General features: G+C 49.5%; 23 protein-coding genes. 7 read left to right on the forward strand and 16 right to left on the reverse strand.

The annotated features are described in order from the left end of the window. Window positions 1-324: 324 nt before the first annotated feature. On the forward strand, window positions 325-1,002 hold the full coding sequence (locus EFB08_RS06295; RefSeq protein ID WP_123126095.1) for a peptide-methionine (S)-S-oxide reductase MsrA: 678 nt from the start codon (window positions 325-327) through the stop codon (window positions 1,000-1,002). 95 nt (window positions 1,003-1,097) lie between these two features. Here the strand turns inward: EFB08_RS06295 and EFB08_RS06300 are convergent, their stop codons facing one another. From EFB08_RS06300 to EFB08_RS06335, 8 genes are all read right to left on the reverse strand, one after another. Next, window positions 1,098-1,835 (reverse strand): hypothetical protein, encoded by a 738-nt coding sequence (locus EFB08_RS06300; protein WP_123126096.1) that lies wholly within the window; start codon window positions 1,833-1,835, stop codon window positions 1,098-1,100. 10 nt (window positions 1,836-1,845) lie between these two features. Next, entirely contained in the window at window positions 1,846-2,226 is a 381-nt protein-coding gene (locus EFB08_RS06305; RefSeq protein ID WP_123126097.1) for a GntR family transcriptional regulator, read from the reverse strand. A gap of 15 nt (window positions 2,227-2,241) precedes the next feature. Next, window positions 2,242-3,018, reverse strand: a complete 777-nt coding sequence (locus EFB08_RS06310; RefSeq protein WP_123126098.1) for a hypothetical protein — start codon at window positions 3,016-3,018, stop codon at window positions 2,242-2,244. After that, on the reverse strand, window positions 3,002-3,856 hold the full coding sequence (locus EFB08_RS06315) for an ABC transporter ATP-binding protein (RefSeq protein ID WP_123126099.1): 855 nt from the start codon (window positions 3,854-3,856) through the stop codon (window positions 3,002-3,004). Before EFB08_RS06315 ends, EFB08_RS06310 begins: the two co-directional genes overlap by 17 nt. A 275-nt stretch (window positions 3,857-4,131) precedes the next feature. Then, window positions 4,132-4,446: a peptide-methionine (R)-S-oxide reductase gene (locus EFB08_RS06320; RefSeq protein ID WP_123126100.1), complete on the reverse strand. Its 315-nt coding sequence runs from the start codon at window positions 4,444-4,446 to the stop codon at window positions 4,132-4,134. Next, the gene (locus EFB08_RS06325; RefSeq protein ID WP_227006237.1) at window positions 4,439-4,897 is read right to left on the reverse strand and encodes an AAA family ATPase; all 459 of its coding nucleotides are present in this window, start codon (window positions 4,895-4,897) and stop codon (window positions 4,439-4,441) included. The genes EFB08_RS06320 and EFB08_RS06325 overlap by 8 nt, the downstream gene beginning before the upstream one ends. Window positions 4,898-4,909: 12 nt before the next feature. After that, complete coding sequence (locus tag EFB08_RS06330) at window positions 4,910-5,296, reverse strand: methionine-R-sulfoxide reductase (protein WP_123126101.1); 387 nt, start codon at window positions 5,294-5,296, stop codon at window positions 4,910-4,912. Window positions 5,297-5,476: 180 nt separating this feature from the next. Further along, window positions 5,477-5,857, reverse strand: a complete 381-nt coding sequence (locus tag EFB08_RS06335) for a PH domain-containing protein (protein ID WP_123126102.1) — start codon at window positions 5,855-5,857, stop codon at window positions 5,477-5,479. 257 nt (window positions 5,858-6,114) lie between these two features. Between EFB08_RS06335 and EFB08_RS23440 the strand changes: the two genes are divergently transcribed. Next, on the forward strand, window positions 6,115-6,288 hold the full coding sequence (locus tag EFB08_RS23440) for a hypothetical protein (protein ID WP_165864815.1): 174 nt from the start codon (window positions 6,115-6,117) through the stop codon (window positions 6,286-6,288). A gap of 225 nt (window positions 6,289-6,513) precedes the next feature. Here EFB08_RS23440 and EFB08_RS06345 read toward each other — a convergent pair whose 3' ends face one another. Further along, window positions 6,514-7,980 carry a carbohydrate-binding protein gene (locus tag EFB08_RS06345; protein WP_123126104.1) on the reverse strand — a complete coding sequence of 489 codons (1,467 nt, stop codon included), beginning with the start codon at window positions 7,978-7,980 and terminating at the stop codon, window positions 6,514-6,516. 308 nt (window positions 7,981-8,288) lie between these two features. Here EFB08_RS06345 and EFB08_RS06350 point away from each other — a divergent pair, with 308 nt between their 5' ends. Further along, the gene (locus EFB08_RS06350; protein ID WP_123126105.1) at window positions 8,289-10,382 is read left to right on the forward strand and encodes a S9 family peptidase; all 2,094 of its coding nucleotides are present in this window, start codon (window positions 8,289-8,291) and stop codon (window positions 10,380-10,382) included. Between the two features lie 15 nt (window positions 10,383-10,397). On the opposite strand, the gene EFB08_RS06355 is transcribed toward EFB08_RS06350, so the two are convergent. The 6 genes from EFB08_RS06355 to dnaB form a co-directional block, all read right to left on the reverse strand. Beyond that, a complete protein-coding gene (locus EFB08_RS06355) occupies window positions 10,398-12,068 on the reverse strand; it encodes a serine hydrolase (RefSeq protein ID WP_125077655.1) in 1,671 nt (556 codons plus the stop codon). After that, on the reverse strand, window positions 12,007-12,945 hold the full coding sequence (locus tag EFB08_RS06360) for a GlxA family transcriptional regulator (RefSeq protein ID WP_123126107.1): 939 nt from the start codon (window positions 12,943-12,945) through the stop codon (window positions 12,007-12,009). The genes EFB08_RS06355 and EFB08_RS06360 overlap by 62 nt, the downstream gene beginning before the upstream one ends. Window positions 12,946-13,225: 280 nt before the next feature. Beyond that, window positions 13,226-15,187 carry a S41 family peptidase gene (locus EFB08_RS06365; protein ID WP_123126108.1) on the reverse strand — a complete coding sequence of 654 codons (1,962 nt, stop codon included), beginning with the start codon at window positions 15,185-15,187 and terminating at the stop codon, window positions 13,226-13,228. Window positions 15,188-15,362: 175 nt separating this feature from the next. Beyond that, complete coding sequence (locus tag EFB08_RS06370; protein WP_125077656.1) at window positions 15,363-15,812, reverse strand: hypothetical protein; 450 nt, start codon at window positions 15,810-15,812, stop codon at window positions 15,363-15,365. 188 nt (window positions 15,813-16,000) lie between these two features. Continuing rightward, the gene (locus tag EFB08_RS06375) at window positions 16,001-16,576 is read right to left on the reverse strand and encodes a glycosyl-4,4'-diaponeurosporenoate acyltransferase CrtO family protein (protein ID WP_125077657.1); all 576 of its coding nucleotides are present in this window, start codon (window positions 16,574-16,576) and stop codon (window positions 16,001-16,003) included. A gap of 159 nt (window positions 16,577-16,735) precedes the next feature. Beyond that, complete coding sequence (gene dnaB / locus EFB08_RS06380) at window positions 16,736-18,295, reverse strand: replicative DNA helicase (RefSeq protein WP_227006258.1); 1,560 nt, start codon at window positions 18,293-18,295, stop codon at window positions 16,736-16,738. Between the two features lie 463 nt (window positions 18,296-18,758). On the opposite strand from dnaB, the gene EFB08_RS06385 reads away from it, so the two are divergent. Then, window positions 18,759-20,141, forward strand: coding sequence for a UDP-N-acetylmuramate--L-alanine ligase (locus EFB08_RS06385; protein WP_123126112.1), 1,383 nt, complete (start codon window positions 18,759-18,761; stop codon window positions 20,139-20,141). 10 nt (window positions 20,142-20,151) lie between these two features. Then, a complete protein-coding gene (locus tag EFB08_RS06390) occupies window positions 20,152-20,973 on the forward strand; it encodes a 3'-5' exonuclease (protein WP_123126113.1) in 822 nt (273 codons plus the stop codon). A 202-nt stretch (window positions 20,974-21,175) separates the two neighbouring features. Here the strand turns inward: EFB08_RS06390 and EFB08_RS06395 are convergent, their stop codons facing one another. Further along, window positions 21,176-21,970: a M48 family metallopeptidase gene (locus tag EFB08_RS06395; RefSeq protein WP_317125585.1), complete on the reverse strand. Its 795-nt coding sequence runs from the start codon at window positions 21,968-21,970 to the stop codon at window positions 21,176-21,178. 237 nt (window positions 21,971-22,207) lie between these two features. Here EFB08_RS06395 and EFB08_RS06400 point away from each other — a divergent pair, with 237 nt between their 5' ends. Together EFB08_RS06400 and EFB08_RS06405 are read left to right on the forward strand one after the other, a co-directional pair. Continuing rightward, window positions 22,208-22,819 carry a fumarylacetoacetate hydrolase family protein gene (locus tag EFB08_RS06400; protein ID WP_123126115.1) on the forward strand — a complete coding sequence of 204 codons (612 nt, stop codon included), beginning with the start codon at window positions 22,208-22,210 and terminating at the stop codon, window positions 22,817-22,819. Beyond that, window positions 22,806-24,731 (forward strand): M23 family metallopeptidase, encoded by a 1,926-nt coding sequence (locus EFB08_RS06405; RefSeq protein WP_123126116.1) that lies wholly within the window; start codon window positions 22,806-22,808, stop codon window positions 24,729-24,731. Before EFB08_RS06400 ends, EFB08_RS06405 begins: the two co-directional genes overlap by 14 nt. The last annotated feature ends 95 nt before the right edge of the window (window positions 24,732-24,826 follow it).

Below are 24,826 nucleotides of genomic sequence, written 5' to 3' on the forward strand. Positions count from 1 at the left end.
TCCTGTTCCAGGAGTAGGTTAAGACCGAGAGTGAAAGTATTCATGGTTCAAGATTAGCTACCCCCGAGCGCTTTGGAAATAAAATGTGATGAAATCCCTAAAAAATGTGACAAACCAGAACTTTGCCTTTTAGTGAATCTATCTGTTTAAAGTCAATTTTCTTGTTTAAAAAGAACTGTCCTTAAAGCAAAGGGCAAGCACGTTCCATTGCCCTGTGAAAACAGGTCGTAAATGTTACCGTTATAAAAGAACCGAAGCAGCTTACCTATTAAAAGCTATCACCTGATTTAAGCCTAATTTGGAGAAAATACCATTAAAACAGCAATGAGACCTCCAGAACAAACCACCTCCGTCCAAAATCCAGTAAAAGGGGAATCATCCTTAGTGACCTTCAGCATGGGTTGCTTCTGGAAACCAGAGGCATTGTTTGGAGGGGTGGAAGGCGTACAGAAAACCTGGGTAGGTTATGTCGGCGGAGATTCAGATAATCCTACTTACTGGAATCTTGGACAACATATTGAGACAGTTCAACTGGAGATAAATACTTCACTGGTAAGTTACAGACAGCTTCTGGACCTATTCTTCACCAACCACTCCCCTACTAAAGCACCCTGGAAAAGACAATATACCTCCGCTATCTTCTTCCGCTCGCCGGGGCAGGAAGAAATAATACGGCAACGCATCGCCCAGGAAGAAAAAAAGATACAGCAGAAGCTATTCACCTTGGTTCTTCCCTTTCAAAAGTTCTATTTGGCAGAAGAACGTCATCAGAAATGGTACCTGCAGCGCAACCCTGCTTTAAGAAGCGAGTTACTCAAAAGCTTTCCTAATTTCCCTGAGTTTCTGAACTCCACCGCTGCCTCTCAGCTGAACGCTTACCTGGCGGGGTTCTGGCCAAAACCCAAAGCAGAGTTCTTGTTACAAAAAATGCCGTTGAGCGAAGCCAGAAAACAAATCATCTTAGCTCAACCCCTCCTACGAAACGTAGCCCATTGTTCCTGAAACGCATTTCTAAACTATGAAAAGCCTCCTTCGTTTTGAGTTGATTTTGCCAAAACAAGCGGTAAACGGAGGTGTCTTGCTTAGGGAACCTTATTCTACTTCTTGTTAAGATAAGCCAAAGCAGCACCGGTGAAATCTGCTCGGGCACTATCTGAGAATTGGTAAGCCACTGACGGAATCACCACATCATTCATGTGTAAGAAGCTTTTGTTTCTAATATCCAAAGCGGCTGAATTGATTTGGTTTCCTTTGCCAAGGAAAAGCTTTGAACCGCTTCCTTGGGTAGCGCCCACAATCGCGTGAAGATTATTGAGTTTCGTTTTGACCAATTTCACTGCCGTGCCATGGTCCTGTTGAAGGCTGAGGCTGTCTTGTTTAAAACCTTCTATTGATACAATTTTAGAACCGTAAGGGTTGTCATCAAACAAGTCCACCTGTGGTTTTCCTTTTAAGGTGTAGCGCGCCGAAGTAGTCAGGTTAGTTAGTTCAGGGCAGGAAATGTACACCACATAGCGCCCGTTCGACCAGATTGCCTCGTCCTTTTGGTTCACATCCACCACCAGTTTATTGCCTTGTTGCTTTACCTGTACACTTTCCTGAACTCGGTTGTGCAAAAAGACTTTGTAGGGGCCTTGCTCAATTTTCACACTTATCTTACTGCCGCCGTTCACCTCTACCACCTGAAAGTTGGTATAATTCTGAGAAACAAAACCAGCCAGCGGATCTTTGTAATTCCCTGTTTCAAACTCCGCCTTCATGACGAAATTGAATGCCGTTAAGGAGCCAAGGAATAAAACCAAAGCTGCCACTATTAAAATAGTACTTCTTTTCATGACTTTCCACTTAAGGGTTAAGGGTGAAATGTTCTGATTTGAATTGTTCGTAGCGTTCCTGAAGTTCTTCCAGGGGAATGTCTAACAGGAAGACATTGCGGAAAAACTCGGGCAAATCTTGTTGCAGGAAGCGCTCTTTCCGGTGTTTCTTCACCTTGCTTACGCCGTCTGCGTCTACAAAAAAGCCTATTCCTCTCTTGTTGTAAATAACCTCCTGGTTTTGGAGGTATTCAAAGGTGCGCATGACCGTGTTGGGGTTTACCTGCAGTTCCACCGCTAATTCACGTACAGACGGTATTTTATCATCGGGTTGCCATTTGCCCAGCAATATGTTCTCACTCACGTACGCGGCTATCTGCAGGTAAATGGCTTCGTTGTTTCTAAATTCCATAGTCTTTGGTTTACCCTACACTTCTTTCTCTTTCAGCTTAAAGTAGGCACCTGCCCATAAAAACAGGGTGGTTCCCACTAAAGCCATTGTCATCAGGAAGTCATTGCCATGCGGAAACTGAACAAAGAAGTATTCTCCTGCTTCCTGGAAAGTTATCGTTGAAAAAGGGAAAGCATCTTCCAGTTCTCGGCCCGTAATAGCCTGCAAGATGGGTTTATTAAGTATAACCAGTGCCAAGCCTAAGGTGAAAAAGATGAACGCAGTTTTGATGAAATGCCACTTCTCAAAAAAGATGGAACCCAGAAAGGTCATGGCGTGCAGGAGAAAATACCCGTTCAAGGCAAATAGTTGGCCATCTTCCTTAGAAAACAAGCGCATCATTTCCAGTTCTTGGCCTTTCCAGTTATCCAGGGGTAATAAGATGGAGGCAACCAGGTAAAAGCTGCCGATGTATACCACCTGAAAAAGCAAATAGGAATAAAGCCAGGCTACCAGGTACTTTTCAAAATGAGAAGCCGGCAAGGTAAGCGTGGCGATGGCTTTTTTCTTATCTCCTAAGTGGGAGAAAATGGTACTGGTGAAGATAGGACCCGTCAGCAACAGCAGAATGACAAAAACAAAGGTCTGCTTTTGGGCGTTCATGGGCTCAGATTCTGAAATAATCAGGAAACCCAGGAACAAGGTCATAATCCCCATCAAAACGGCCGCCGACATCAGGTAATATCTGAAATGCTCTGCCGTGTGTTTCTTGAACAACCACCAGAAGCGGGTAAAGCTAAATTGCGTTTTCATACTGTTCGGTTTGTAAGAGGTGAAGCAGCGGTTGGTTTCCAACTACAATAGCGTTGAATAACAGTTCCATGTCTACCCGGCTATACACGCCCTCATGGTTTGGAAGAATGGCATTTTTCCCCTGGAAAGACTCCTCGGCATACAAGACCTCGTACCCCTCCGTAGAAGGCAGGGTAGCGAACACCAATTTCTCCGCGATCTTGTCTAACTCATGATTCACCACAACCTCGTGGTCATGCACGATCAGCAAGGTGTCAATCAGGCTTTCCAGATCGCGTACCTGGTGCGAGGAAATGATCACGCACCGTTCTTCGGTCAAGGCCGAGGCAATGATTTTCCTGAACTGCACTTTGGAGGGAATATCCAGCCCATTGGTAGGTTCATCCATGATCAGGAGGTTGGTGTTGGTGGCTAACCCAAACGCGATCATGGCTTTTTTCTGCTGCCCAAACGAAAGCTGGTCCATCACAGAATCGCGGGGCACGTCAAACTCTTCCAGGTACTGGTAAAACTCCTCTTTGTTGAATTTGGGGTAGAAGCAGGCGGTATTGGAAATAAACTTGGCCGTGGTGATTGAAGGCACATAAATCTCCTCCGGAATAAAGTACAGGTTCTCCAATACTTTGGGGGAGCGTTTAGAAGTGTCAACGCCGTCTATGGTGCAGATTCCGGCGGTAGGATACGCCAACCCGATCATGTTCTTCAGCAGCGTGGACTTACCGGCTCCGTTCTTCCCGAGCAACCCATAAATATGGCCACGGAAGAGCGACAAGTGCAGGTTCTGGAACATCAAAGCTCCCCTGCGGTACCCGAAACTCATGTTGTTGATGTGTATCATAGTCACCTTGTTTACTGTATTAGTTACTTAGTACACTACAAATGTAGAAGTAGTTTTTAGATTTGCAACTTTCCCCTAGATTATTTTGAATTTTTTATTTTAATCCTCATTTCATCAAAGTGAAGAAAAAGCCTTGGTAAGCCTGGAAACCTTACTCCCATGTTGAAGCAACAAGCCTCTGGCAAAATAAAGGCATGCTGCTTCGGAGCCATTTTACCTAAAATAGCCCCAAAGCAGCATGGTTGAAGAAAGGAAAGAAGGGGTTTGAAAGAAAGTTACCTTTCCTTTTGGAAGGCAATAGCCTCTGAATTGATGCAGTAGCGCACCTGCGAAGGGGTTCTTTTATCCTGGAACAAATGGCCCAGGTGTAGGCCGCATTGGCGGCAAAGAAGCTGAATACGATCCCGGCCGTAGGTTTCCAGCAGATGTTGTTGGACATTTTCCTCCAGATGGCCCCAGAAACTTGGGAAGCCGGTCCTGGAATTAAACTTTTGGGCAGATGAAAACAAAGGATTACCGCAGCGGCTACAGACGTACAACCCGTTTTCTGAGGGTTTGGCCTCCCAGTTGATGTGCCGGTTCTCAAACATGCCCTTCTTCGGTTTTAGCCCACTCCTCCACTAAAAAATCATCGCCGTGGATGCGTACGCTGAAAATCTGGTCGAACCCCTCGTCAAAAGATGGGGGCTCCAGTTTTTTGCGCACATCATACAAGGCGATGTCTTTTACCTGATCCCGGCCTCCTCGAGCCTGGTTTCGGGCAAGCGCCTCGGGCAGGGAGGTCTGGAAGAAATATCCTATCACGCGGTAGCGGCGTTCCTTCAGAAGCGGGAGGTACGCCTGGCGGTCTTCTTTTCGGGGGTTGGTGTTGTCAATCACCAGCTTTGCGCTTGTTTTCAGGCAAAGAAGCAAAAACAGGCGCTCGCGGTGCCGGGTCCGGAGCAGGTCCATGCTGATGCGCACATGGGAATTGAAGAAGTACTTTTTGTAATACGTTGACTTCCCAGATGCCTGCATGCCCATGAAAAGAATCGCCTCCACCCGCGCTGGTCTTTAGGCGTTTTCCTTGGCCGGCACAAACGCCATGGAAATGGAGTTCACGCAGTGGCGGGTGTTTTTGGAGGTAAACCGTTCTCCCAGGAACACGTGCCCCAAGTGGCCTCCGCAATTGGAGCAGACAATCTCGGTACGCCGTCCGTCAGCGTCTGGTACGCGCGTGACGGCACCCGGTATCTCATCGTCAAAGCTGGGCCAGCCGCAGTGCGACTCAAACTTATCCTCTGAGCGGTATAACGGCGCGTTGCATCGGCGGCAAACGTAGGTGCCAGGCTCCTTGACGGTGTAGAGTTTGCCCGTGAAAGGACGCTCCGTGCCTTTGTGCAGGATCACGTATTCTTCCTCTGGGGTAAGCTGGTTATATTTTTTCTCTTCGTTTTCCATGGTTAAGTCTCTATTTACTTCTGCTAGTAGTACTGACTTTAGCGCAGTCTCGTTGCTGTAAAGATAACGCGGCAAAGGTACGCAGAATTACCCAAGCGTGTTTAGGAGCCGTTTTCGCCAAATCAAGGCCAAAACGGAAACAACCTGAGGCAGGAAACAACGCGCTGGTTTAGTCCGGGTTTATCTTAAAACATGAAGCGCCAATACTTTCTGCACCTCGTAGACATTTACTGCCTTGTTGAATTTCTTCCTGATGCTTGGCTCCACCTCGCCGGAAACCCAGATCTTAAGCTCCGCGTCCAGCTCAAAAGTCCCGGCGGTTTCCACGCTGAACCTGGAAATGCTTTTGTAGGAGACAGACAAGTACTCCACCTTATTGCCGGTTAGGCCCTGCACTTCAATGAGGATGAGTCTTTTAGAAGTAAAGATGAAGGTATCCCTGATAAGCTTGAAACCCAATTCAATCAACTCGCCCTCGGCCAGCAACTTTCCGAAGTCTTTCATGAGCGTTTCCTGGTTTACCGCGCCGGCGTTTCCGAGCAATGCTGAAAATAATCCCATGTTTTACAGTTTTAGGTGGACGGATAAGAAAGCATTGGGTAAAGACGGATGCTCTCTCCTACCCAGATAAATTAAATTTACCAGGTACTAGCCTATATGCAAGAAAAGCCTATATTTTATTGCGTTTAAACTATTTATAAGCAATTTCTTCACGGCCAATAGAACACTGTTAGTCAAATACAAATCGGTTCTTATTTCTGGGTTGTTTAAGAAACATTTGGGTTCAGTAGGAGTCCTTCATCTCCTTTGAGAAAGTCATGCAATATGAAACAAGTGGGCTCTCCCGAAATGGTGCCGCTCCCCTGCCCCTCACCCCCATGGCCAAAGGAAGCAGCACCTCGGCGGGCATTAACCCAGATGGCAAGTTCTTGAGGTTCCTGCCCGACGGGAGAGAAAAACCAGTTGTACATTATCCCGGGGACGGGCGGTGAAGCCTTGGTAGTCCCTAAAGCATACACCCAAGCGCAAAAACTTACGGGAGCCAAGCTTGCGGCCGCTTGAAAAAGCTTGCGGATCGGGCGGGTACCGCCCAAAAGTTGGAAGCAGCTACATCCCCCGGCCCTTTAAAGAGATCTGTCGGTCAAACATAATGATCCAGGGCTGCCCGGGAATTCAAACCAGCCCTGGATCATTTTCAAGAACGGTAGTTCTCCACCTTACGGATCAATCATCATCATATTCTCTACGATGGTCCTCATCTCGGGCGTGCTCGTGTTAAGCTTAATCCAGTGGTGATTTTTGTCTGGGTAGGTAGAGGAAGGGTATTTCCAAGAGACATTGCCGCCCGGGTCTGATCTCAGCTGTCCACTGGTCACGGAAGTCAGCTTCCCGCCCCAGAGGCCACGCACCGCAATCAGCACGCCCATTTGGTCCCAGCTCGGCCGGAAATCAGGGCCGTTGTATCGGTTCTTCGCGATTTCATAAGCCCTGCGCACAGGATTGGAGTTGGATTTGGCCGCCAAGAGACGATTTCCTGTGGCAATCTTGTCACCCACTTGGTTGGGCACAAACCAAGCCTCCACCGGCCAATTGTTGATGACCCGTTGGGTGCTGGCTGCCGACATTTTGAAGTTAAAGGAAGTTCCGGAAGAGCCGTCTTCCTTGATCCGCCCGCCCGCGGTGACCAGCCTCTTCACTTTTCGCCGGATCAAGTCCATTCCGCCGGGGGAGGCCATCAGGTTATCGATGTTCCGGAGCGGCCCTATGGTCGCGATCACGACACTCTTATCCGGCTGCCGGGACAAAATTTGCTTATAGAGAGTCGTCGCATTAGGTGCATTAACAAGATCGTGGGGGTAGTTGGCGGAGATGTGATTGTACCAGCCGCCCGTAGATAGAAGTGTATTATCCCTAAGGGTCCCGATCGGGATATTGGGAAGACCGTAGTAGGTATTGATCGCATCGGTGGCCCGGGCGCTATATGGATAAGACACCGTGATCATCATCGCAAGGACATTGACCTCGCCGGACCGGATCAGGCTATGCACGACGGCCAGGGCCCCGGCATCGTCTGAGTCGCTGATGATGTCTAAATCCAAAATCAGGTTCACTTTGCCGGTAGACCGCGGAGGATTGATGCTTGCTTTTTTAAATTCAAAGTAATCGACATCAAAAGTTTCAGACTTACTCTGGAACCGCAGAAGATGCTGGCCTGCGCTCAGTCTCACGCGCTTGACGGGGGTGAGGGAGTAGCTTTGATAGCTGCCCCGGTTGGGGACCTCGATATTCCCCATTAGGTTAACGCCGTCAATGAGGATTTGGAAGCTCTTGCCGGAAGTGGTGGTTGCTACGGATGCCGTGAAATCATAATCGCCCCCTGCCGCGACCTTAATCGTGTATTCCAGCCACTCGCCGTTTTGGATGGAGCTGATGTGGTAGCCTGTGTTGTGGACGTTACGGGCAATATCCACGTCCTCGCTCGTGCGATAAGCCTGGTCGCGGTTTCCGACGGTCTTATCGTAGTAAGCGACATTCATGCCGCCGCGGTCAAAGTTCTCACCTTCCACCCGGGCCGGAAGTTCACGTGGTGCACCTAAATGGGGCTTTTGCTGCGCCTCAGATCTGAACGGATGAGGCCCCAGAGCCAGGATGCTCAATAAAAGAAGTGTCTTTAGTTTTATCATAGTTCCTATTAGGATGAGCCGTTTGGTGGTAAAAAAACGTGTCCCGGAACAGTCTGAAACCTAATTCTATTTCTGCCCCGTGGGTGAGGAGCTTTCCGTATTCTCTAAGTAATTCTTCCTGGTTAACGACACCCGCGCTCCCAAAAATGGCTGAAAACAAGCCCATGTTCTTAGAGATTTAGATGGAAGAATAAAAAAGTAACTAGTACTAGTATATTAATAGTACGAGATATTGGACTATTTGGCACAAAAGTGTTTAATTTATTAAGATTAAACAATTTAGAAGCATCTTATATTGGGTAAACAAAATGGCCACCTTTAAAAAAATCGGGTTCGTTTTCCTTTTGATTCTCGGGCTTACAGGGAACGTAATGGCCCAGCAGGGCTCCTCCATCACTTTTGAGAAAGTGATCAGCCTCAAACAGGTGGGCTCTCCCTTGGTCTCTCCAGACGGGAAAACGGTGGTGTATAGTGTCACCAGCACCGATTGGACCAACAACAGTTATGACACGGAAATCTGGCTCTCACGTGAAGGCGGCGCTCCCATGCCCCTCACCAGAACAGCCAAAGGTAGCAGCACCTCGGCCAGAATTACCCCAGACAGCAAATTCGTGAGTTTTCTGGCCGACCGAGGCGAGAAAAACCAGTTGTACATCATTCCGGTGACAGGCGGAGAAGCGCTGCAAGTGTCAAAAGACGAAGACGGAGTAGGCAGTTATGAATGGAGCCCAGACGGTAAGCGGCTGGCCTATACCAAAGCCGAGGCTGAAAGCAAAAAAGAGAAAACCACGAAGGAAAGGTTTGGGGCATTCACAATAGAAGGCGAAGATTTTAAGCAAAGCCACCTTTGGTTATTGAACTTCCACTATGACTCCATTGCCCTGGCGGGACAAGTGCCGTGTTACCCGGTTAAGAAGGATTCCCTGCAAACAGGAGCTACTCCGCCGGCCAAACCCCACGACTGCTTTAAACTGCCGGTAGCCCGAAAAGTCACGTCTGGAGATTTCCACGTGACCAGTTTCGCCTGGCACCCAGATGGCAGAACCATCGCGTTTAACCGGCAACCCAACCCTTTAATCAATAGCAGTCTGCGGTCAGACATTGCCATCCTCAACGTAGTCACCAAAGAAGTAAAAACCTTGGTTTCAAACCCCACCGGTGATTTCTTCAGCAAATGGAGCCCAGATGGCAAATCCTTTGTGTATAGCAGTTCCCTGGATGATTCCACCACCTATTTCTTCAAAAACAATCGCTTATTTATCTATGATACCCCAACCGCCAAAAGCCGGGAAATAGCCCAAACCATAGATGAAAACAAAAATGTACTGGACTGGAATGAAAAAGGCATCTACCTTGGTGCTTTAGAGAAGACCAAACAGAAGGTGTTTGAAGTAGACCCCAAAAGCGGTAAGGCCAAACCTCTGAATATCAAGTTAGATTTAGTAAACACCCTTGCCTTCAGCAAAAACACCGATGTGGTAGCGATAAGCGGCCGTAACCACGCCGACCTTGGTGAAATCTATACTGGAAAGCTCAATAAGCCCCTAAAAAAAATCACCGCCAACACTGAACAGATCAAAGGCTGGAACACGCCCATAAACGAGGTAATCACCTGGCAGAGTACGGATGGAGCTTCCATAGACGGAGTTTTGCTCAAACCCCGTAATTACGATGCTTCCAAAAAATACCCGCTGCTGATAGTCATCCACGGCGGTCCTACCGGAATAGATCTTCCTGACCCTACTCCCTCTTACGTCTATCCCATGCTGCAATGGGTAGAAAAAGGGGCCTTGGTCTTGCGGGTAAATTACCGGGGAAGCGCCGGCTACGGCGAAAAATTCCGGTCGCTCAACGTGCGAAATCTGGGGGTTGGGGATATGTGGGATGTCATGAGCGGTGTAGACTTTCTGGCTAAAAAAGGAATGATAGATACTACCCGCATGGGGTCTATGGGCTGGAGCCAGGGCGGCTATATCTCCGCATTCCTCACCACCAATACCAACCGCTTCAAAGCCATCTCAGTTGGTGCCGGTATTTCCAACTGGGTCACTTACTACGTCAACACCGATATTACTCCTTTCACCCGGCAATACCTGCAAGCCACCCCTTGGGCCGATATGGACATCTATCTAAAAACCTCCCCTATGACCAACATCAACAAGGCCAGTACGCCTACCTTGATCCAGCACGGGGAGTTTGACAGACGGGTTCCAATTCCTAACGCGTACGAGCTTTACCGAGGCCTCCAGGATCGGGGCATTCCTTCCCGCTTAATTGTTTACAAAGGTTTCGGACACGGTATCAATAAACCCAAAGAACGGCTGGCTGCCACCTGGCACAACTGGCAATGGTTTAACCACTATCTCTTTGGGGAAGCGGAACCAGCCTTGCCGGTGGAGTAAACAGAAGCCGTCATATTAGTCGCGGGCAAACTCAATGGGCTTTACCTCATCCTCGAACTGAATGGAAAGGGAGACTACCTCACCCTCTGGGTTATTTTTAAAATGAATGGGTGGCATCGCTGTCCTATAGGGCGGAACGGTGGTGATGGCTTGGAAAACATCCTTTCCCGCCGGGGAAGGGATGATCGTAAGTTTTCTTTTCCTGAAGTAAGTGTGCAGCTCGCCGTTTTCGTAAAATAGCTTGATTCTCCCATATCCGGGATTTGTATAACTACCTGCCACGCCCTTGGGGAACAGGAAAGTGGCTGATTGGGCAGTTGGGTGGTTAACCGGTGATACAGCAGGAGGTTGGCTTGGTTCCTGGTTCTTCAGATAGAGCGCCATCCAATCCGTCGTTTTTACCTCCAGCAATTTGTCCGCGAGAGTATTCCTGATCATCATGGCTGCCTGATAGCTGACTTGGTTCGTTAAAACAACGATTCCCAGGTTCTTGTCAGGGAAAAATGCGGCGGATGCCCTGAACCCGTCTATACTGCCCCCATGCTCAACCCGATAATGCCCCTTGTAGTCAGAGAGAATCCATCCGTAGCCGTAATTTGCCAGATTTGCCAGATAAGTTCCTGAGAATTCCTCATCCGGCAAATAGCCTGCTGGCAAAATTGCATGTGGCCTTATGGCTTCCGCTACATATTGTTCCGGTAGTACCTGCTGTCCCTCTAATTTTCCCTTATTGATCCAGGCCAGCAGCCAGTTGGCCATGTCATGGGCAGTGCTGTTGATTCCTCCAGCCGGGGCCATGGCCGTAAGGTCCAGGTACTCTACCTCTTCTATTTTGCCGTTAATGGAACTATACCCCAAGGACACATTCCTGGTCTCCCTTAATCCTTTTAAACCAATGCTTGAGCTGTTCATCCTCAAGGGTTTAAGGAGCGAAGATTCTACGTTTTCCTCCCAGGTTCTTCCCGTAAGCTTCTCACCTATCATACCTAAGGTAAAATAGGAGAAGTTGCTGTAATTCCATTTTACCCTAAGTTTATGCGCCGGCTCTAGGTATTGGATTCTTCTTATCAGACTATCCCTGTCATTCACCGGGATTCCTGACCAAGCCTTGTCATGAAGGGCAAGGCCGGTTCGCATGGTTAATAGGTCTTGGACGATCAAGTCATTGTTTAGCTCCTCATTGTAGAACTTTAGAGCGGGAACATATCTTAAAGGGTTTTCTTCAAACGAAATCTTTCCTTTATCCCTAAGCTGCCCCAGGAGCGCGGCAGTGAATGCTTTGGTAACAGAACCAATTGGGAATACGGTGTGGGCATCAGCCTCTATTTTCCGCTGATAATCACGGTAGCCGAAACCCTGGGCATAGAGTACCTTGTGGCCCTCCACCACCGCTACTGCGCAGCCTGGCGTATGGGTGACTTCCAGTATCTTCTCTATCTGAATTTTTAAACCCCTAAGACGTGGGTCAATCTGGGCGTGAACGGTGGTAATAAAAAGGAGTATCAGGGAGGTAGTGACCGCTTTCTTCATGCTAATTGTTTTCTTTCGAGGCAAAGCTACCACTGAAGAAAAGCAGACGGAAGGACAAAAAAGGCTTCTATCCGGACAAAACAAGAATGCCGCTCTATTGACCTTTTTCTTTAGGGAAAGTTCTGAGAAGCTTCCTGAGCTGGCTATCCCCCTCAAAGCCGCACAGCGCTGCCACGTAGTCCAGCTTATGGCCCTCTCTCAGCAGATGGCCGGCTTTCTCTGCCCGTACCTTGTTGAGGTACTCAATAATCGTCATCCCGGTCGCCTTCTTAAAGAGCCGGGTGAGGTTCCGTGGGCTCATGTTGACATGGTCTGCGATGGTTGAAGTCAACAGTTTCTCTCCCAGGTGTTCAAAGATGTACTGCTGGGCGGCGTGCACCCTGTCTTCCAGATGGTTCCCGTGGCGCAGGAAAACACTCAATTGCGGGTCATCAGTCCCTCTACGGGAATACACCACGGTGATCTTGGCAACCTCATAGGCAAGTCTCTGTCCATACAGCCTCTCCAGAATAAATAAGGAGAGGTCAATGCCAGAGCTTACGCCCGCGCTGGTGAAGATTCCCCTGTCCTCCACAAAAAGACGGTTGCGCTTCAGTACCGCCTCCGGGAACCGGGCCGCGAACCTGGAGAAATACCCCCAGTGGGTGGTGCAGGACCTCTGGTTCAGCAGACCAGCCTCGGCCACAAGAAATGCCCCCGTGCAGACGGAGCAGATGTTCGCCCCTGAGGCATGCTGCTCCCTCAACCACCCGAAGAAATCTTGCGCAGAGTCCAGGAAAGCGGGATCTGAAAGGAGGGTAGATTCTATCCCAGGTATGAAGACATAGTCCCCCTTGCTTAGCGAGAAGGAGCTGTGCGTAGTCAATCTGGAGAAAAATAGTCCAGCGGAGCTTTCTATCTCAGCGGGGGGGTCAATGGAGGCGAAGCACAGCTCAAGCTCAGGTTGGAACACTTTGGCCTCATAGAAGATATGTGCTGGTCCGGTGATGTCAAGCAAGTGAACCAAGGGTGGAACTATGAAGACGATTTTCATGCGAAGGTAAGGGCAGGAACTTGCCGTCTGATTTTTTCTCTAAAGCGACAGGCGAATCTAAGTTCCTTTGCTTTAAGTGTACAGTTGGGCAGGCTCAAGGTGATGGCTTGTTGTAATTGCCTGTAAATATACAAATTCAAATAGCCGAAATGGTTTTGCCTTTGGCATTCCAGGCACTCTATGGGCATATCTAAAAACGCAGCGGCCTAATCTGATCATGATTAGGCCGCTGCGTTTTAAAGATATGCTTTACGTCAAGAAAAAGTCTACCTTTTAGAGGCTAGGTTTTCTTCGTTTCAGCCTTTTTGGTCTCTGCCTTTTTGGGTTCTGATTTTTTAGATTCGGGTTTCTTTGCCTCAGTCTTCTTGGTGACAGAAGGTTCATCGTCCTTTTTCTCTTCCACGCCAATGAGTTCAATGGCTCTAGCTAGCAATTCATCTTTTCTGGAGAGAACGCCTTTGAGGGTGGGGTGAACTTCTTCATCCAGCCGAACGCCCAGCCGTTGGGTAACAGCATTGTTAGGATAGTAGATGCCGTTGCCCGAGAGCGCCACCACGTACTTACCAGGAAGCACCATTCTTTTCACATCGCCATCGGCTCCCGCGGAGGGTTGTCCCAGGGTAATGCTCCCGGGAAACAGCCGCTGAAGGCTCATAGTGTGCCACTCGCCAATACTTTGCGTGGTGCCGTTTACCAGAATTACCACTTTCCCGGCATAGGCAGTTTCCTCAGGCTTGATTTCGGTAGGGTAATACACCTCAGGTTGGGTAAGCAACCGATAGGAGCCCACCTGGTACGGATTCAACTGGTAATACCGCGCAAAGTAATGGTCTGGTTTCCCAAACTTCTTGAATGCATAATGGAACACGAAATCGCTGTTATCAGGCTCGCCGCGCATGTCAAAGATGATGCCTCGGGCTTTGGTTGCCCGACTGAAGAGGGAATCCATGAGTCGGTAATCTTCCTCAGAGGTTTCGTCTTTGATCATCCGGAAGGTATCGTCAATCTTGAAGTGGACAATGCCTTTGGCGGCATAAACCAAGCCTTTGCTTTTCTTGGGGGGCACCGCTTGCTTCTTTTTGAAATAGGTATCAATGAGCTTTGCTTTGGCGGCCTGCGAAGGATCCATGAGCCGGAGGGTGGTGTTGAGTTTCTCTTCGCCCCGGGTGAGCTGGACCTGCATCACAGGGTCTTCTGAGCGGAACAGCAGGTTATCGCCCCACTCTCCTACCCTTGACCACAAAGAGGATTGATTAGAGACGGCCAGCACCGCACCCAGGGCGTTTACCCACTCAGTTACCGAAACACTGTCCAACCCTTCTATAATATCGCCCCGCCGGATGTTGGATCGTTTGCAGAGAGCCTCGTCAATGACGGCGGTGACCAGGATCTTCTTTTCGGCTACCTGGTAATCAAAGGGGGGATAATAATGGTTTTTGAACAGCTTCTCGCGATAATTCAATTGCCGGAAAAAAGAATAGGCCTGGGTATCATCCAGCCGCGCATTTACGCCTAGCAACAAACGCTCATATTCCTCACGGGTAGCGCATTGGGCAAACTGCGGAATGTTCTGGCTAATGACTACATCCCAGTTCTCGTCCATGAGATGCTTGTAGGGATAGAGATAATCTACAAAGGCCTTAAACTTAGCCAGGGCCAGCATGCGCAATGGATAAGGCAAGTTCTCCTTGGGGTCCGTGGTATAGTCTGGTTCGTGGGGCATGGTGCCGCCGTACGGGTTGTTGCGCACATAGGTGTAATAGTGTTTGTCACCCGTGTAGCGCCGCTCAAAGATTTGGTTGAGCATTTTGCGGTTATCAGAAGACAGGAACTTTGATTTGGTGCGCCAGGTATCATCCAGGTTCTTGAGCAGGAAAGCTCCTTTGGGATTGTCTTTCTGCGCGCCCGATTTGTCTCCAGCAGGTACGCCTACTTCCTTCAGAAGCTGCTTGAACACAGCATTTACTTGTTTCTGGTTTTTTGCCGAGTCTACTTTGGAAAGGTTTGCCAGAAACAGGGAATCGGCGTGGAGCATCCCCATTGCCGAGGAAGGATGGTAGTATTTCAGGTGTCCCCAGATCCGGAAGAAGTTCAGCTGCTTTTCGGTCTCGAAGTCATTCTGCGCGAAAGCGGGTCCCAGACCTAACAGAAAAGCCATCACCAGCAGGAACATCGCCCGAGGGAAAGTCACCTGCAAGATGACGGGTGCGGCAAGAGATTGTGGGGGGTAGTGGTTCTTCATAAGTAAAATTCTCTGGGCCGTTCAAAACTGAAACCGAAAGGCACGTTCATTTCCTTTGTATCTGCACCTACACAAAGGCATCTTCTCCTGTTTAAAAAGGTTTTGGGCCTGTTTTTTGGGAAGCGGCTCCAAAGCCTATTTTGTTTAAAACGGCAGACTTCGCCAGCTTATTTTGCTATTCCACAATGAGTACCCCGCGTCCTGCTAAGGAATCAGCGAAATGGAGGTCATCCAGGTTGTTGAACTCCAGGGTACGGCGGCGGTTATCGTCCAGGAAAAGGGTGATCATGGGCACTTCATCTGAAGCGCGCGTTTTTTTCTGGGCCTTCACGATCTGCTTTACATCAAACTCGTCTCGGCCCGAATCCAGGATGCCCCGGGTGTAGCCCACGTACAGCCAGAATAACACAATGCCCGCCGTGATTCCGGTAAAAAGCAGGTGGTGGGTTTGTTGGGTAAGCTGATAAGTTTTAAAGTGCTTCTGCGCCTGTATGGAGAAAAAGACACTCCAGCAGATGGATGCCACCAAATGCAGCACTTTCACATACCTGGCTTGGTGACCGCTAATGAAAATCCGGTCCCCTTCCATCCGGAGGATGCCTCTTTTTAACTGAAACGTATTCATTGGATGAATCTAAGCAACACTACCACGAACTTACCACAACCTAAGCAGAAACGGAAATCTCCCCAAAGCTGGCCCGTTCTAATACGGTTTTACTCAGGAAACGCTTTCTGGCTCGGGTTGTTTTAAGGCTATTTTTTAAAAATAAGCTTAAAAGCAAAAAGATTGGAAACACCTGCGCCCCTCCCCTTTCAAAGCACCCTATCCTGTTGACCTTTAGAAACCTCTTGGCTCTGCAAAACCGAAATGATTCTTGTGTACCGGGGCCGGGTATAACGCTGCAATAGAACGGGATAAATATTCAGGAGGATATTTAACAAAAGCAGCCATCTAGCCTCTGCCCATGAATCGCTCACAAGGAATGCAGTACTAAAAACGATAATGCCGATAATCAAATGGCCGAACTCCGAGTTGCGGGTATTTCGCTCCTGGTCCCTGAGCGCCGAAATATCTTTTTTGATGGGGTTGCCTTTCTTGTTTAGTTTCTCCCAACCTATCACTTTCAGCAGTTTTCGGTAGAGTGGCACTCCCAGGTAAATATAAACCCTCCCGCTGCGTTCCCAATTTTGCGCATTGAAGTATCCTGCATGCAGCCTGAGTGGAAACAAGGTCACCAAAACAGTATACCATGCCATCAGCATAAAGTTGAGCACCCAACTGAACACAAAACTTTGGGTTCCAAAACTATCGGCAATGAAATAGCACAATAAGATTGTGGCCAGAGTGGCGCCCACTGCCATTGCCCACTTAGAGAAAGTTTTCTTCATTCAAGACTAAATAAGCAACAAGATAGGAATTGGTCTTAGAAGAGAGGGCTTTTAGGGATAGGTCTTTGGGGGTACTTTTCTGAAAACTGCCATAAAACACATCGGCCATTCCTTTGCAGAAATGGCCGATGTGTTTTTTTGGCAAGTAAATGGTTTGGTTTAGAACGGAGGAGCATCGTCAAACGAGGAAGCCGGGAAACCGCCGCCATCATTCATCTTGCTGCCTAACCTGATGGTATTTGGTCCTCCCGCTGATGGTGGTCCGTCAAAGTCTGAGGTCGGGAATCCGCCACCGCCGTCCATGCCGCCGCCGAAGCCGTCTTCCAGGTTCCCGAATTTGGTGTACTTACCAATGAATTTCAGGTGCACGCTGCCTACCTCACCGTTCCGGTGTTTGGCAATGATGACTTCACCCACGCCCAACGTCGGGTTACCCATCTCATCTTCGGTGATACCGTAGTATTCCGGACGATACAGGAACACTACCATGTCGGCATCCTGCTCAATGGACCCAGATTCACGTAAGTCGGAGAGCATTGGTTTCTTGTCGCCGCCACGGGTTTCCACGGCCCGGCTAAGCTGCGAGAGCGCAATTACCGGCACGTTCAATTCCTTGGCCAGCTGTTTCAAGGCCCGGGAAATAGACGCGATTTCCTGCTCACGGTTACCGCCACCTTTGCCCTCGGTGTTACCGCTCATGAGCTGCAGGTAGTCAATGATAACCATCTGGATATCATGCTGCGCCTTCAAACGACGGCACTTGGTCCGGAGCTCCCGGATGGAAAGGCCCGGAGTATCGTCAATGAAAATAGGCGCCTGGCTCAGGCGGGAGATCTTGTGGTTCAGCTGCGCCCACTCGTAGTCTGCCAGGTTTCCTTTCTTGATCTTCTCCCCTTCCAACTCAGCCTCAGCGGAGATTAGACGGTTTACGAGCTGAATGGAGGACATCTCCAAGGAGAAGATAGCCACCCCTTTGTTGAAGTCCACGGCGGCGTTCCGCATGGCCGACACCACGAACGCCGTCTTTCCCATCGCCGGACGCGCGGCCAGGATCACTAAGTCGGAAGGTTGCCAACCGGAGGTCACGCGGTCCAGGGCAGTAAAACCACTCGGTACCCCAGTCAACCCCTCTTTCTGGCTCTTTTTGGCCTCCAGTTCCTTGATGGCTTTGTGCATCAAGGACTGCATGTCATCAAAGTTCTTCCGGATGTTGCTTTCAGACACCTCAAACAACTTGGCCTCGGTGGAGTCCAGCAGGTCGAACACGTCGGTGGTGTCTTCGTAGGCGCGGCCCAGTACCTCAGAGGAAATACTGATGAGGTCGCGCTTGATGGCAGCCTCGGTGATGATACGGGCGTGGAACTCAATGTTCGCTGCCGAGTTGATGCGGGTGGTGAGCTGCGTCACGTAAAAGGCCCCGCCCACAAACTCCAGTTCGCCCTGCTCACGCAGTTCCTGGGTAACCGTTAAAATATCAATCGGCTCTGATTTGTCAAAAAGGGCCAGAATCGCCCTGAAAATGCGCTGATGCGCGTCTTTGTAGAAACTTTGGGGTTTTAATAAGTCAATTACGGCCGTAAGGGCGTCTTTCTCCAACATGAGCGCACCCAACACCGCCTCTTCCAGCTCCAACGCCTGCGGCGGAAGCTTTCCCATTCCTGGAGATACGGTTTGCTTGGGGTTCCAGGCAGCCTTACCTCGCGTCGCTTTTAATTTCATCTCCTCCATAAAAGCAAATGTAATGATGTTACCGCCTCAGGTAATCCACAAAAAAGACCTACATATCCACACTCTGGCCGTTCCTTTTTTGACTAGCCCCTATTTCCTTGACTCTCAGATTGAATTCAGGCGTTAACCCAAACAAAGTATTTTCAAGAATTTCCGGCTGAATAGCCGAGAAAGCAATATAGGCATTGCTGCTTAGGGTGTAACATCTTTTTTGATTAGGCTACAACACGGGCAAGAAACAAAATATCGGAGTGTTGTTTTAGGCTTCTTTTCGGAAAAACGGCTTCAAAACGGGCCAAAATACATAGAGACTCGGGCTTAAAACAGGCATTTTCAGGACCAGGCTTCAAGAGTAATCCACAAATTTCAGGTGAGATATCCACAAATCCGTTGGTGCTCTCGTAGAAGGGCATATTCTAAAATCACTACATTTGCTCTCTTTGATTGAGACTACATGAGTACAGAGGCGTATAAACACATTCACATGATTGCCATTGGGGGTAGCATTATGCATAACCTCGCCCTGGCATTGCACCGGAAAGGCCTGAAAGTTACAGGCTCAGACGATGAGATTTTTGAACCGGCCAAAGGCCGATTAGCCGCCGAAGGGTTGCTCCCCGAAGCCGAAGGCTGGTTCCCCGAAAAGCTTCATTCCACCCCCGATGCCGTGATTGTGGGTATGCACGCCCGCCCGGACAATCCCGAGCTGCTCTACGCGCAGGAACACAACATTCCTATTTTCTCTTTCCCTGAGTTCATCTACGAGCAGTCCAAAAACAAGCAGCGCATTGTCATTGCGGGCAGCCACGGCAAGACGTCTATCACGTCTGTCATTCTGCACGTGCTCAAATACCACAACCGCAAGTTTGATTACGCGGTAGGTGCCCAGCTGGAAGGTTTTGACCTGATGGTGAAACTCACGGAGGAGGCTCCCATCATCGTGATTGAAGGTGATGAGTACCTGTCCTCGCCTATCCAGCGCGTGCCGAAGATTCATAAGTACCACCACCACATCGGGGTGATCAGCGGCATCAGCTGGGACCACATCAACGTGTTCCCCACGGAGGAAAACTACCGCGAGCAGTTCCGAATTTTCGTGGACATGACGCCCAAGGCCGGTACCCTCATTTACAACCAGGACGATGAGCAGGTGCAGGAAGTGTGCGTGCCCAATAACTCGGATGTGAACTACATTGGCTACACCATCCACGAGCACAAAATAAAGAAAAGTGGCAAAACCGTGCTTAAAACCAAGAAGGACGATGTAGAAATCCAGCTTTTCGGGGAGCACAACCTGCGGAACATCAGCGCCGCAAAGGAAGTTTGCAAGCAAATCGGCATCAAAGGACAAGCCTTCTATGAGGCTCTGGCTACCTTCAAAGGAGCCGCCCGCCGTTTAGAGAAAATAGGCGAAAACGAGCACACGCTGGTTTACAAAGATTTCGCGCACGCACCGTCTAAACTGAAAGCCACGTCTGAGGCTCTGAAGAAACAATTCCCGGACAGAAAACTTATTGCCTGCTTGGAACTGCACACTTTCAGCAGCCTGAACAAAGACTTCCTGCCTCAATACAAAGGCACCTTCCTGTCGCCGGATGTGAAGATTGTCTACTTCAACCCGAAAACGCTGGAGCACAAACGCATGCCTCCACTTGACCCGCAGGATTTGAAGGCAGCTTTCGGCGATGAAGGAATCGAGGTGTACACCGATAACCAGGCCCTGCAGGAGTATCTGCTCAACAACAACTGGAAAGACAAAAACCTGCTTATGATGACGTCCGGCAACTTCGGGAACCTGGACTTGCAGCAGTTGGCAGATACCATTACCGCTTCCTAAAACCTCGTCAATGAAATTACATCTGCGCAAACCCATCGTCTTCTTTGACCTGGAAACCACGGGAGTGGACATTTGCCGCGACCGAATCGTGGAAATCAGTATGTTGAAGGTGATGCCCAATGGCGAGGAAATCCTCAAGACCACCCGCGTCAACCCCACCATTCCTATTCCCATTGAGTCCAGCATGATCCACAAGATCTACGACGATGACGTGGCCGACTGCCCTACTTTCGCCAAGCTGGCGCGGTGGCTGGATGATTTCTTGCGCGGCTGTGACCTGGGTGGCTTCAACCTCATCAAGTTTGATATTCCCCTGCTCGCCGAGGAGTTCTTGCGCGTAGACATAGACTTTGACATTGAGAACCGCTCTATTGTGGACGTGTGCCGCATCTTCCATATGATGGAACAGCGCACGCTCTCGGCGGCCTACAAGTTCTACTGCAACAAGCCCTTAGAAAACGCCCACAGCGCAGAAGCAGATAACATTGCCACTTACGAGATTCTGAAAGCTCAAGTAGAAAAGTACGAGCAAGTGCCTCTTCCGGGCGCCGAAGACCAAGCAATTTTCCCCGTACAGAACGATATGCAGGCCCTGCATAAATTCACCTTCCAGAAAACCGCAGATTTGGCTGGCCGAATTGTGTTTAACAATAACGGCGTGGAAGTCTTCAATTTTGGAAAACACAAAAACGTGTCGGTGGTAGATGTGCTCAAGAAAGAACCCAGCTACTATGACTGGATGATGAAAGGCGATTTCCCGTTGTATACCAAGAAGGTGCTGACTCGCATCAAGCTTAGAGGCGCTTTGCAGCAAACAGCTTTGAAGCTGTGATCAGAATCAGCTTATGAGGCTTTAAAAATCCTTTAAAAGCCATTTTCTAAAAACTGCCAATAAACAGAAAGGCCTCTTTCATATGAAAGAGGCCTTTCTGTTAAGGAGTATCAAAGGGATCCTACCTTGCTTTGTCAGACTTCAACAAGAGCGCTATCAGGACAGCGCTGAAGATAAACCATTTGGTTCTGGCTTTCATGGCTTAGCGTGCTTTGTAGTATTTTTTGGCCTCAGGCATGTTCTTCTGGATATCCGCGATACGGGTTTCGTTGGAAGGGTGCGTACTCAGGAACTCTGGTGTTGACTGACCGTTGCTGGCGGCGGCCATACGCTCCCAGAAAGAAACAGCAGACTCAGGGTTGTAACCGGCCATGGACATAAAGATCAAGCCTAAGCGGTCGGCCTCTGATTCCTGGGTACGCCCGAACTTCATCAGACCTACGCCGGCACCGATACCATAAGCAGTATTAATCACCTGGGATGAAGCGCCTCCGCCTAAAGATCCTAAAGTTGCTCCCCCGAACTCAGCGGCCAACTGCTGGCTGATGCGCTCATTGGAGTGCTTGGCAATGGCGTGAGCAATCTCATGGCCCATAACCACGGCTAAACCGGTTTCGTTTTGCGTGATCGGAAGCAGCCCAGTGTAAACTGCGGTTTTACCACCTGCCATGGCGAAGGCGTTTTGTTGTTTGTCGTCCTGGATCAGGTTGAACTCCCACTGGTAGCCCTCCAGCTGCGCAGAGGCACCTTGCTGCCGCATAAAGCTTTCCACGGCCTGTTGGATTCGCTGACCTACCCGTTTCACCATAGCGGTCTGGGTGGCGTTGGTGGAGAGTTTGCTTTGCTTCATCAGGTCACTATAGGCCTGGAAAGACATCTGGATCACCTCTTGGTCACCCACCAACGATAATTGCCGACGGCCGGTGATGGGAACGGTGGTACACCCTACCATCAGCAGAACCGCCAATGTGAGGAGTGCATTTCTAAACATGCTCATTTTCATAGATAGGTTAAGAGTAATACAATTTAGATCCTGCCGCGGCACTGCCTCTGTCTAGGAACGATGACCTATACGGAGATTCGAAGACAAAGTGTTGAGCTCTCCAGAATCCGGGCGCAAATCTATTAAGTATCCTCTATACAATTCCATGCCAATTTTATTTTTGCCTATCTCTTTTTGCCAAGCTTGAGGCGAGCACGAGAAAGTCCTATCTTTGAAAACAAAAATTTAGCCATGAAAATACTTGCCATAGGTCGTAACTACGCTGAACATATTGCTGAGCTGAAAAACGAGGTACCCGATGAACCCGTGATCTTTTTCAAACCCGACACCGCCGTTCTGCGCAACAACGAACCCTTCTACTTCCCTGACTACAGCACTGATATCCATTACGAGGTAGAACTGGTGCTGCGCATCAGCAAAGAAGGCAAGAACATCCAGCCAAAGTTCGCCAGTAAGTATTTCGATGGCATTGGCATAGGCATTGATTTTACCGCCCGGGATTTGCAAACTAAGGCTAAAACTAAGGGTTTGCCATGGACGCTGGCAAAAGGCTTCAACGGCTCTGCCCCCATCTCAGACTTTTTACCGGTTGAAGAATTCGCCGCCTTTGATAACATTAATTTCGGGTTGAAACTGAACGGCGAGCTGAAGCAACAGGGAAATTCTGGCATGATGATCCATGACTTTGGCGCGATTCTGGCGTATATGTCCCGATTTATCACGCTAAAGAAAGGCGACCTTATCTTCACCGGTACTCCGGCAGGCGTTGGCCCCGTTAAAATAGGAGACCGACTTGAGGCGTTTATCGAAGACAAAAACCTATTGAATTTTGAAGTTAAATAGATTCCGCTCACTTGTAGTAGCTTTTCTGGTGGGAAGTAGCGGGGCTGCCCTAGGGCAGGCCCCGGCGCCGGCTTCGGCTCCTGTAGCTCCTTTCGCTGCCAACCCGTTTACCTTTCCCATTAAACCCGGCACCCAGAACTTCCTTTCGGGGAGCATGGGCGAGATCAGGCCCAACCACTTCCACGGGGGAATTGACATTAAGACCGAGGGCAAAATTGGCTTGCCCGTGTACGCTGCCGGCGATGGCTATATCTCGCGCGTGAAGGTTTCCAGCTACGGGTACGGGTACCTGATCTATGTGACCCACCCGAACGGACTGGTGACCACGTACGCACACTTGCACCACTTTGCCCCGGCGCTGGCCGACTACATGCTGGGTATGCAATACCAGAAAAAAGCGTTTGATGTGGATGCGTTCTTCAATGAGGCCCAGTTTCCGGTGAAGAAAGGCGACATCATTGCTTACTCAGGGAACACCGGGGGCTCGGGCGGACCGCACCTGCACTTTGAGGTACGAGATGCCAAGGACAACCTGCTTAACCCATTGCGCTACGGCTTCACCGAGATCATAGACCATATCCCGCCTACCGTTTACAACTTCGCCCTGAATCCTCAAAGCCTGGATGCCCGGGTGAACGGCGAATTCCTGCGCCGCGAGTTTACCCCTGTTAAGGAAGGCAACATCTACTCCATTCGGGATACCATCTCGGCTGCGGGCTTGCTGGGGCTGGAGATTCAAGCCATTGACCAGTACAACGGGGCAGCGAATACCAACGGCGTGCAAGCCATGGAACTCAAGATCAACGGCGAACCGGTGTACCGGCATACCATTGACGGTGTTCCCTTTGACAAGCAGCGGCAGGTGTCGGCGCACATCAACTATCCGGTTATTAAACTTAAGAACCGTGCGTTCCAGCGGCTGTACGTAGTGGATGGCAATACTTTGCCCATTTATGAGGTAGACCAAACCCGCGGCCGCTTCCGGATTGAGGAAGGCAAAGTCTACGAAGTCTTAGTTGATCTCTCGGATTCCTACAAAAACGTATCCCAGCTGCGTTTCCATATCAAAGGGGAAAGTAGTGCCTACAAAGCCCTAGGTACCCCGGTGGTTTCTACTCCTAAAATTGGGCATGAGGTAGTAGAGAGTATCCTGAAAGTCACGGTCGCAGATACGGCCAAAGCACCCCGTAACCTGGACTTGTACATGGGGAACTACAAATATGCAGTCATCCCCTCGTACACCACCAAAGCAGGATCGGTGTACCTATATAATATGATCGGTGGCTTGCCAGACTCCGCTGAGGTAGCGGGTACGCGCGTTCGGTTCCCCTTCAGCCACCTGGTACCGCCGGGCACCGAGTACCTGTACTCTAACCGGTTTATGGACATTACCTTCGGAAAGAACTCGCTGTATGACACCTTGATCCTTCAAGCCAGCCGTGATGCGCAGGATGTCTTCAGCATCAACAATCCGTTGACCACACTCTTTCAACCGGCTAAAGTAACCCTTCGTCCTTCGAAACTTCCAGTAGACAAAACCAAGGCGGCTGTGTACGCATTGGGCTGGGGCAAAGGAGCCGGCTTCCTGGGCGGAACCTGGAACGGAGACGCCATCACCTTCAGCGCAAAAGACCTGGGCAAGTTCAAAGTCTTAACGGATACTGTCGCGCCCACCATCAAATTAACGAGCAAATCGGCTAACCAAATCAGCTTCAGGATCTGGGATAATTTGTCGGGGATTGCGTCCTGGTCCTGTGAAGTGAACGGCCAATGGCTTCTCCTGAAATGGGAGCACAAAAACTCCACGCTCACCTCAGAGAAATTAGATAAAACTGTACCTTTGGCCGGAGAGGTGGTTTTGCGCGTGAAAGATGCCATGGGCAACGAAGCCGTTTACACTACCAAGATTTAATATTGTTGATTGTTTATTTAGTCTGGGAGGGTAATTCAACCATCTCATAGATTTGTAAACTGTTTCAAGGCAGTTTTCCTAAAATCAGGCCTAAA

It is taken from the genome of Rufibacter latericius, from assembly GCF_003721515.1.
GTDB classification, from domain to species: Bacteria; Bacteroidota; Bacteroidia; order Cytophagales; family Hymenobacteraceae; genus Nibribacter; species Nibribacter latericius.

Coding starts and splice junctions, on each gene's coding strand:
- EFB08_RS06310 (WP_123126098.1), bottom strand. CDS start 3,018: ATGAAAACGCAATTTAGCTTTACCCGCTTCTGGTGGTTGTTCAAGAAA.
- EFB08_RS06320 (WP_123126100.1), bottom strand. CDS start 4,446: ATGTTTGAGAACCGGCACATCAACTGGGAGGCCAAACCCTCAGAAAAC.
- EFB08_RS06400 (WP_123126115.1), top strand. CDS start 22,208: ATGAAAATACTTGCCATAGGTCGTAACTACGCTGAACATATTGCTGAG.
- EFB08_RS06385 (WP_123126112.1), top strand. CDS start 18,759: ATGAGTACAGAGGCGTATAAACACATTCACATGATTGCCATTGGGGGT.
- EFB08_RS06305 (WP_123126097.1), bottom strand. CDS start 2,226: ATGGAATTTAGAAACAACGAAGCCATTTACCTGCAGATAGCCGCGTAC.
- EFB08_RS06295 (WP_123126095.1), top strand. CDS start 325: ATGAGACCTCCAGAACAAACCACCTCCGTCCAAAATCCAGTAAAAGGG.
- EFB08_RS06375 (WP_125077657.1), bottom strand. CDS start 16,576: ATGAAGAAAACTTTCTCTAAGTGGGCAATGGCAGTGGGCGCCACTCTG.
- EFB08_RS06330 (WP_123126101.1), bottom strand. CDS start 5,296: ATGGAAAACGAAGAGAAAAAATATAACCAGCTTACCCCAGAGGAAGAA.
- EFB08_RS06335 (WP_123126102.1), bottom strand. CDS start 5,857: ATGGGATTATTTTCAGCATTGCTCGGAAACGCCGGCGCGGTAAACCAG.
- EFB08_RS06300 (WP_123126096.1), bottom strand. CDS start 1,835: ATGAAAAGAAGTACTATTTTAATAGTGGCAGCTTTGGTTTTATTCCTT.
- EFB08_RS06395 (WP_317125585.1), bottom strand. CDS start 21,970: ATGAGCATGTTTAGAAATGCACTCCTCACATTGGCGGTTCTGCTGATG.
- EFB08_RS23440 (WP_165864815.1), top strand. CDS start 6,115: ATGCAATATGAAACAAGTGGGCTCTCCCGAAATGGTGCCGCTCCCCTG.
- EFB08_RS06390 (WP_123126113.1), top strand. CDS start 20,152: ATGAAATTACATCTGCGCAAACCCATCGTCTTCTTTGACCTGGAAACC.
- EFB08_RS06370 (WP_125077656.1), bottom strand. CDS start 15,812: ATGAATACGTTTCAGTTAAAAAGAGGCATCCTCCGGATGGAAGGGGAC.
- EFB08_RS06350 (WP_123126105.1), top strand. CDS start 8,289: ATGGCCACCTTTAAAAAAATCGGGTTCGTTTTCCTTTTGATTCTCGGG.
- EFB08_RS06365 (WP_123126108.1), bottom strand. CDS start 15,187: ATGAAGAACCACTACCCCCCACAATCTCTTGCCGCACCCGTCATCTTG.
- EFB08_RS06360 (WP_123126107.1), bottom strand. CDS start 12,945: ATGAAAATCGTCTTCATAGTTCCACCCTTGGTTCACTTGCTTGACATC.
- EFB08_RS06345 (WP_123126104.1), bottom strand. CDS start 7,980: ATGATAAAACTAAAGACACTTCTTTTATTGAGCATCCTGGCTCTGGGG.
- EFB08_RS06315 (WP_123126099.1), bottom strand. CDS start 3,856: ATGATACACATCAACAACATGAGTTTCGGGTACCGCAGGGGAGCTTTG.
- dnaB (WP_227006258.1), bottom strand. CDS start 18,295: ATGAAATTAAAAGCGACGCGAGGTAAGGCTGCCTGGAACCCCAAGCAA.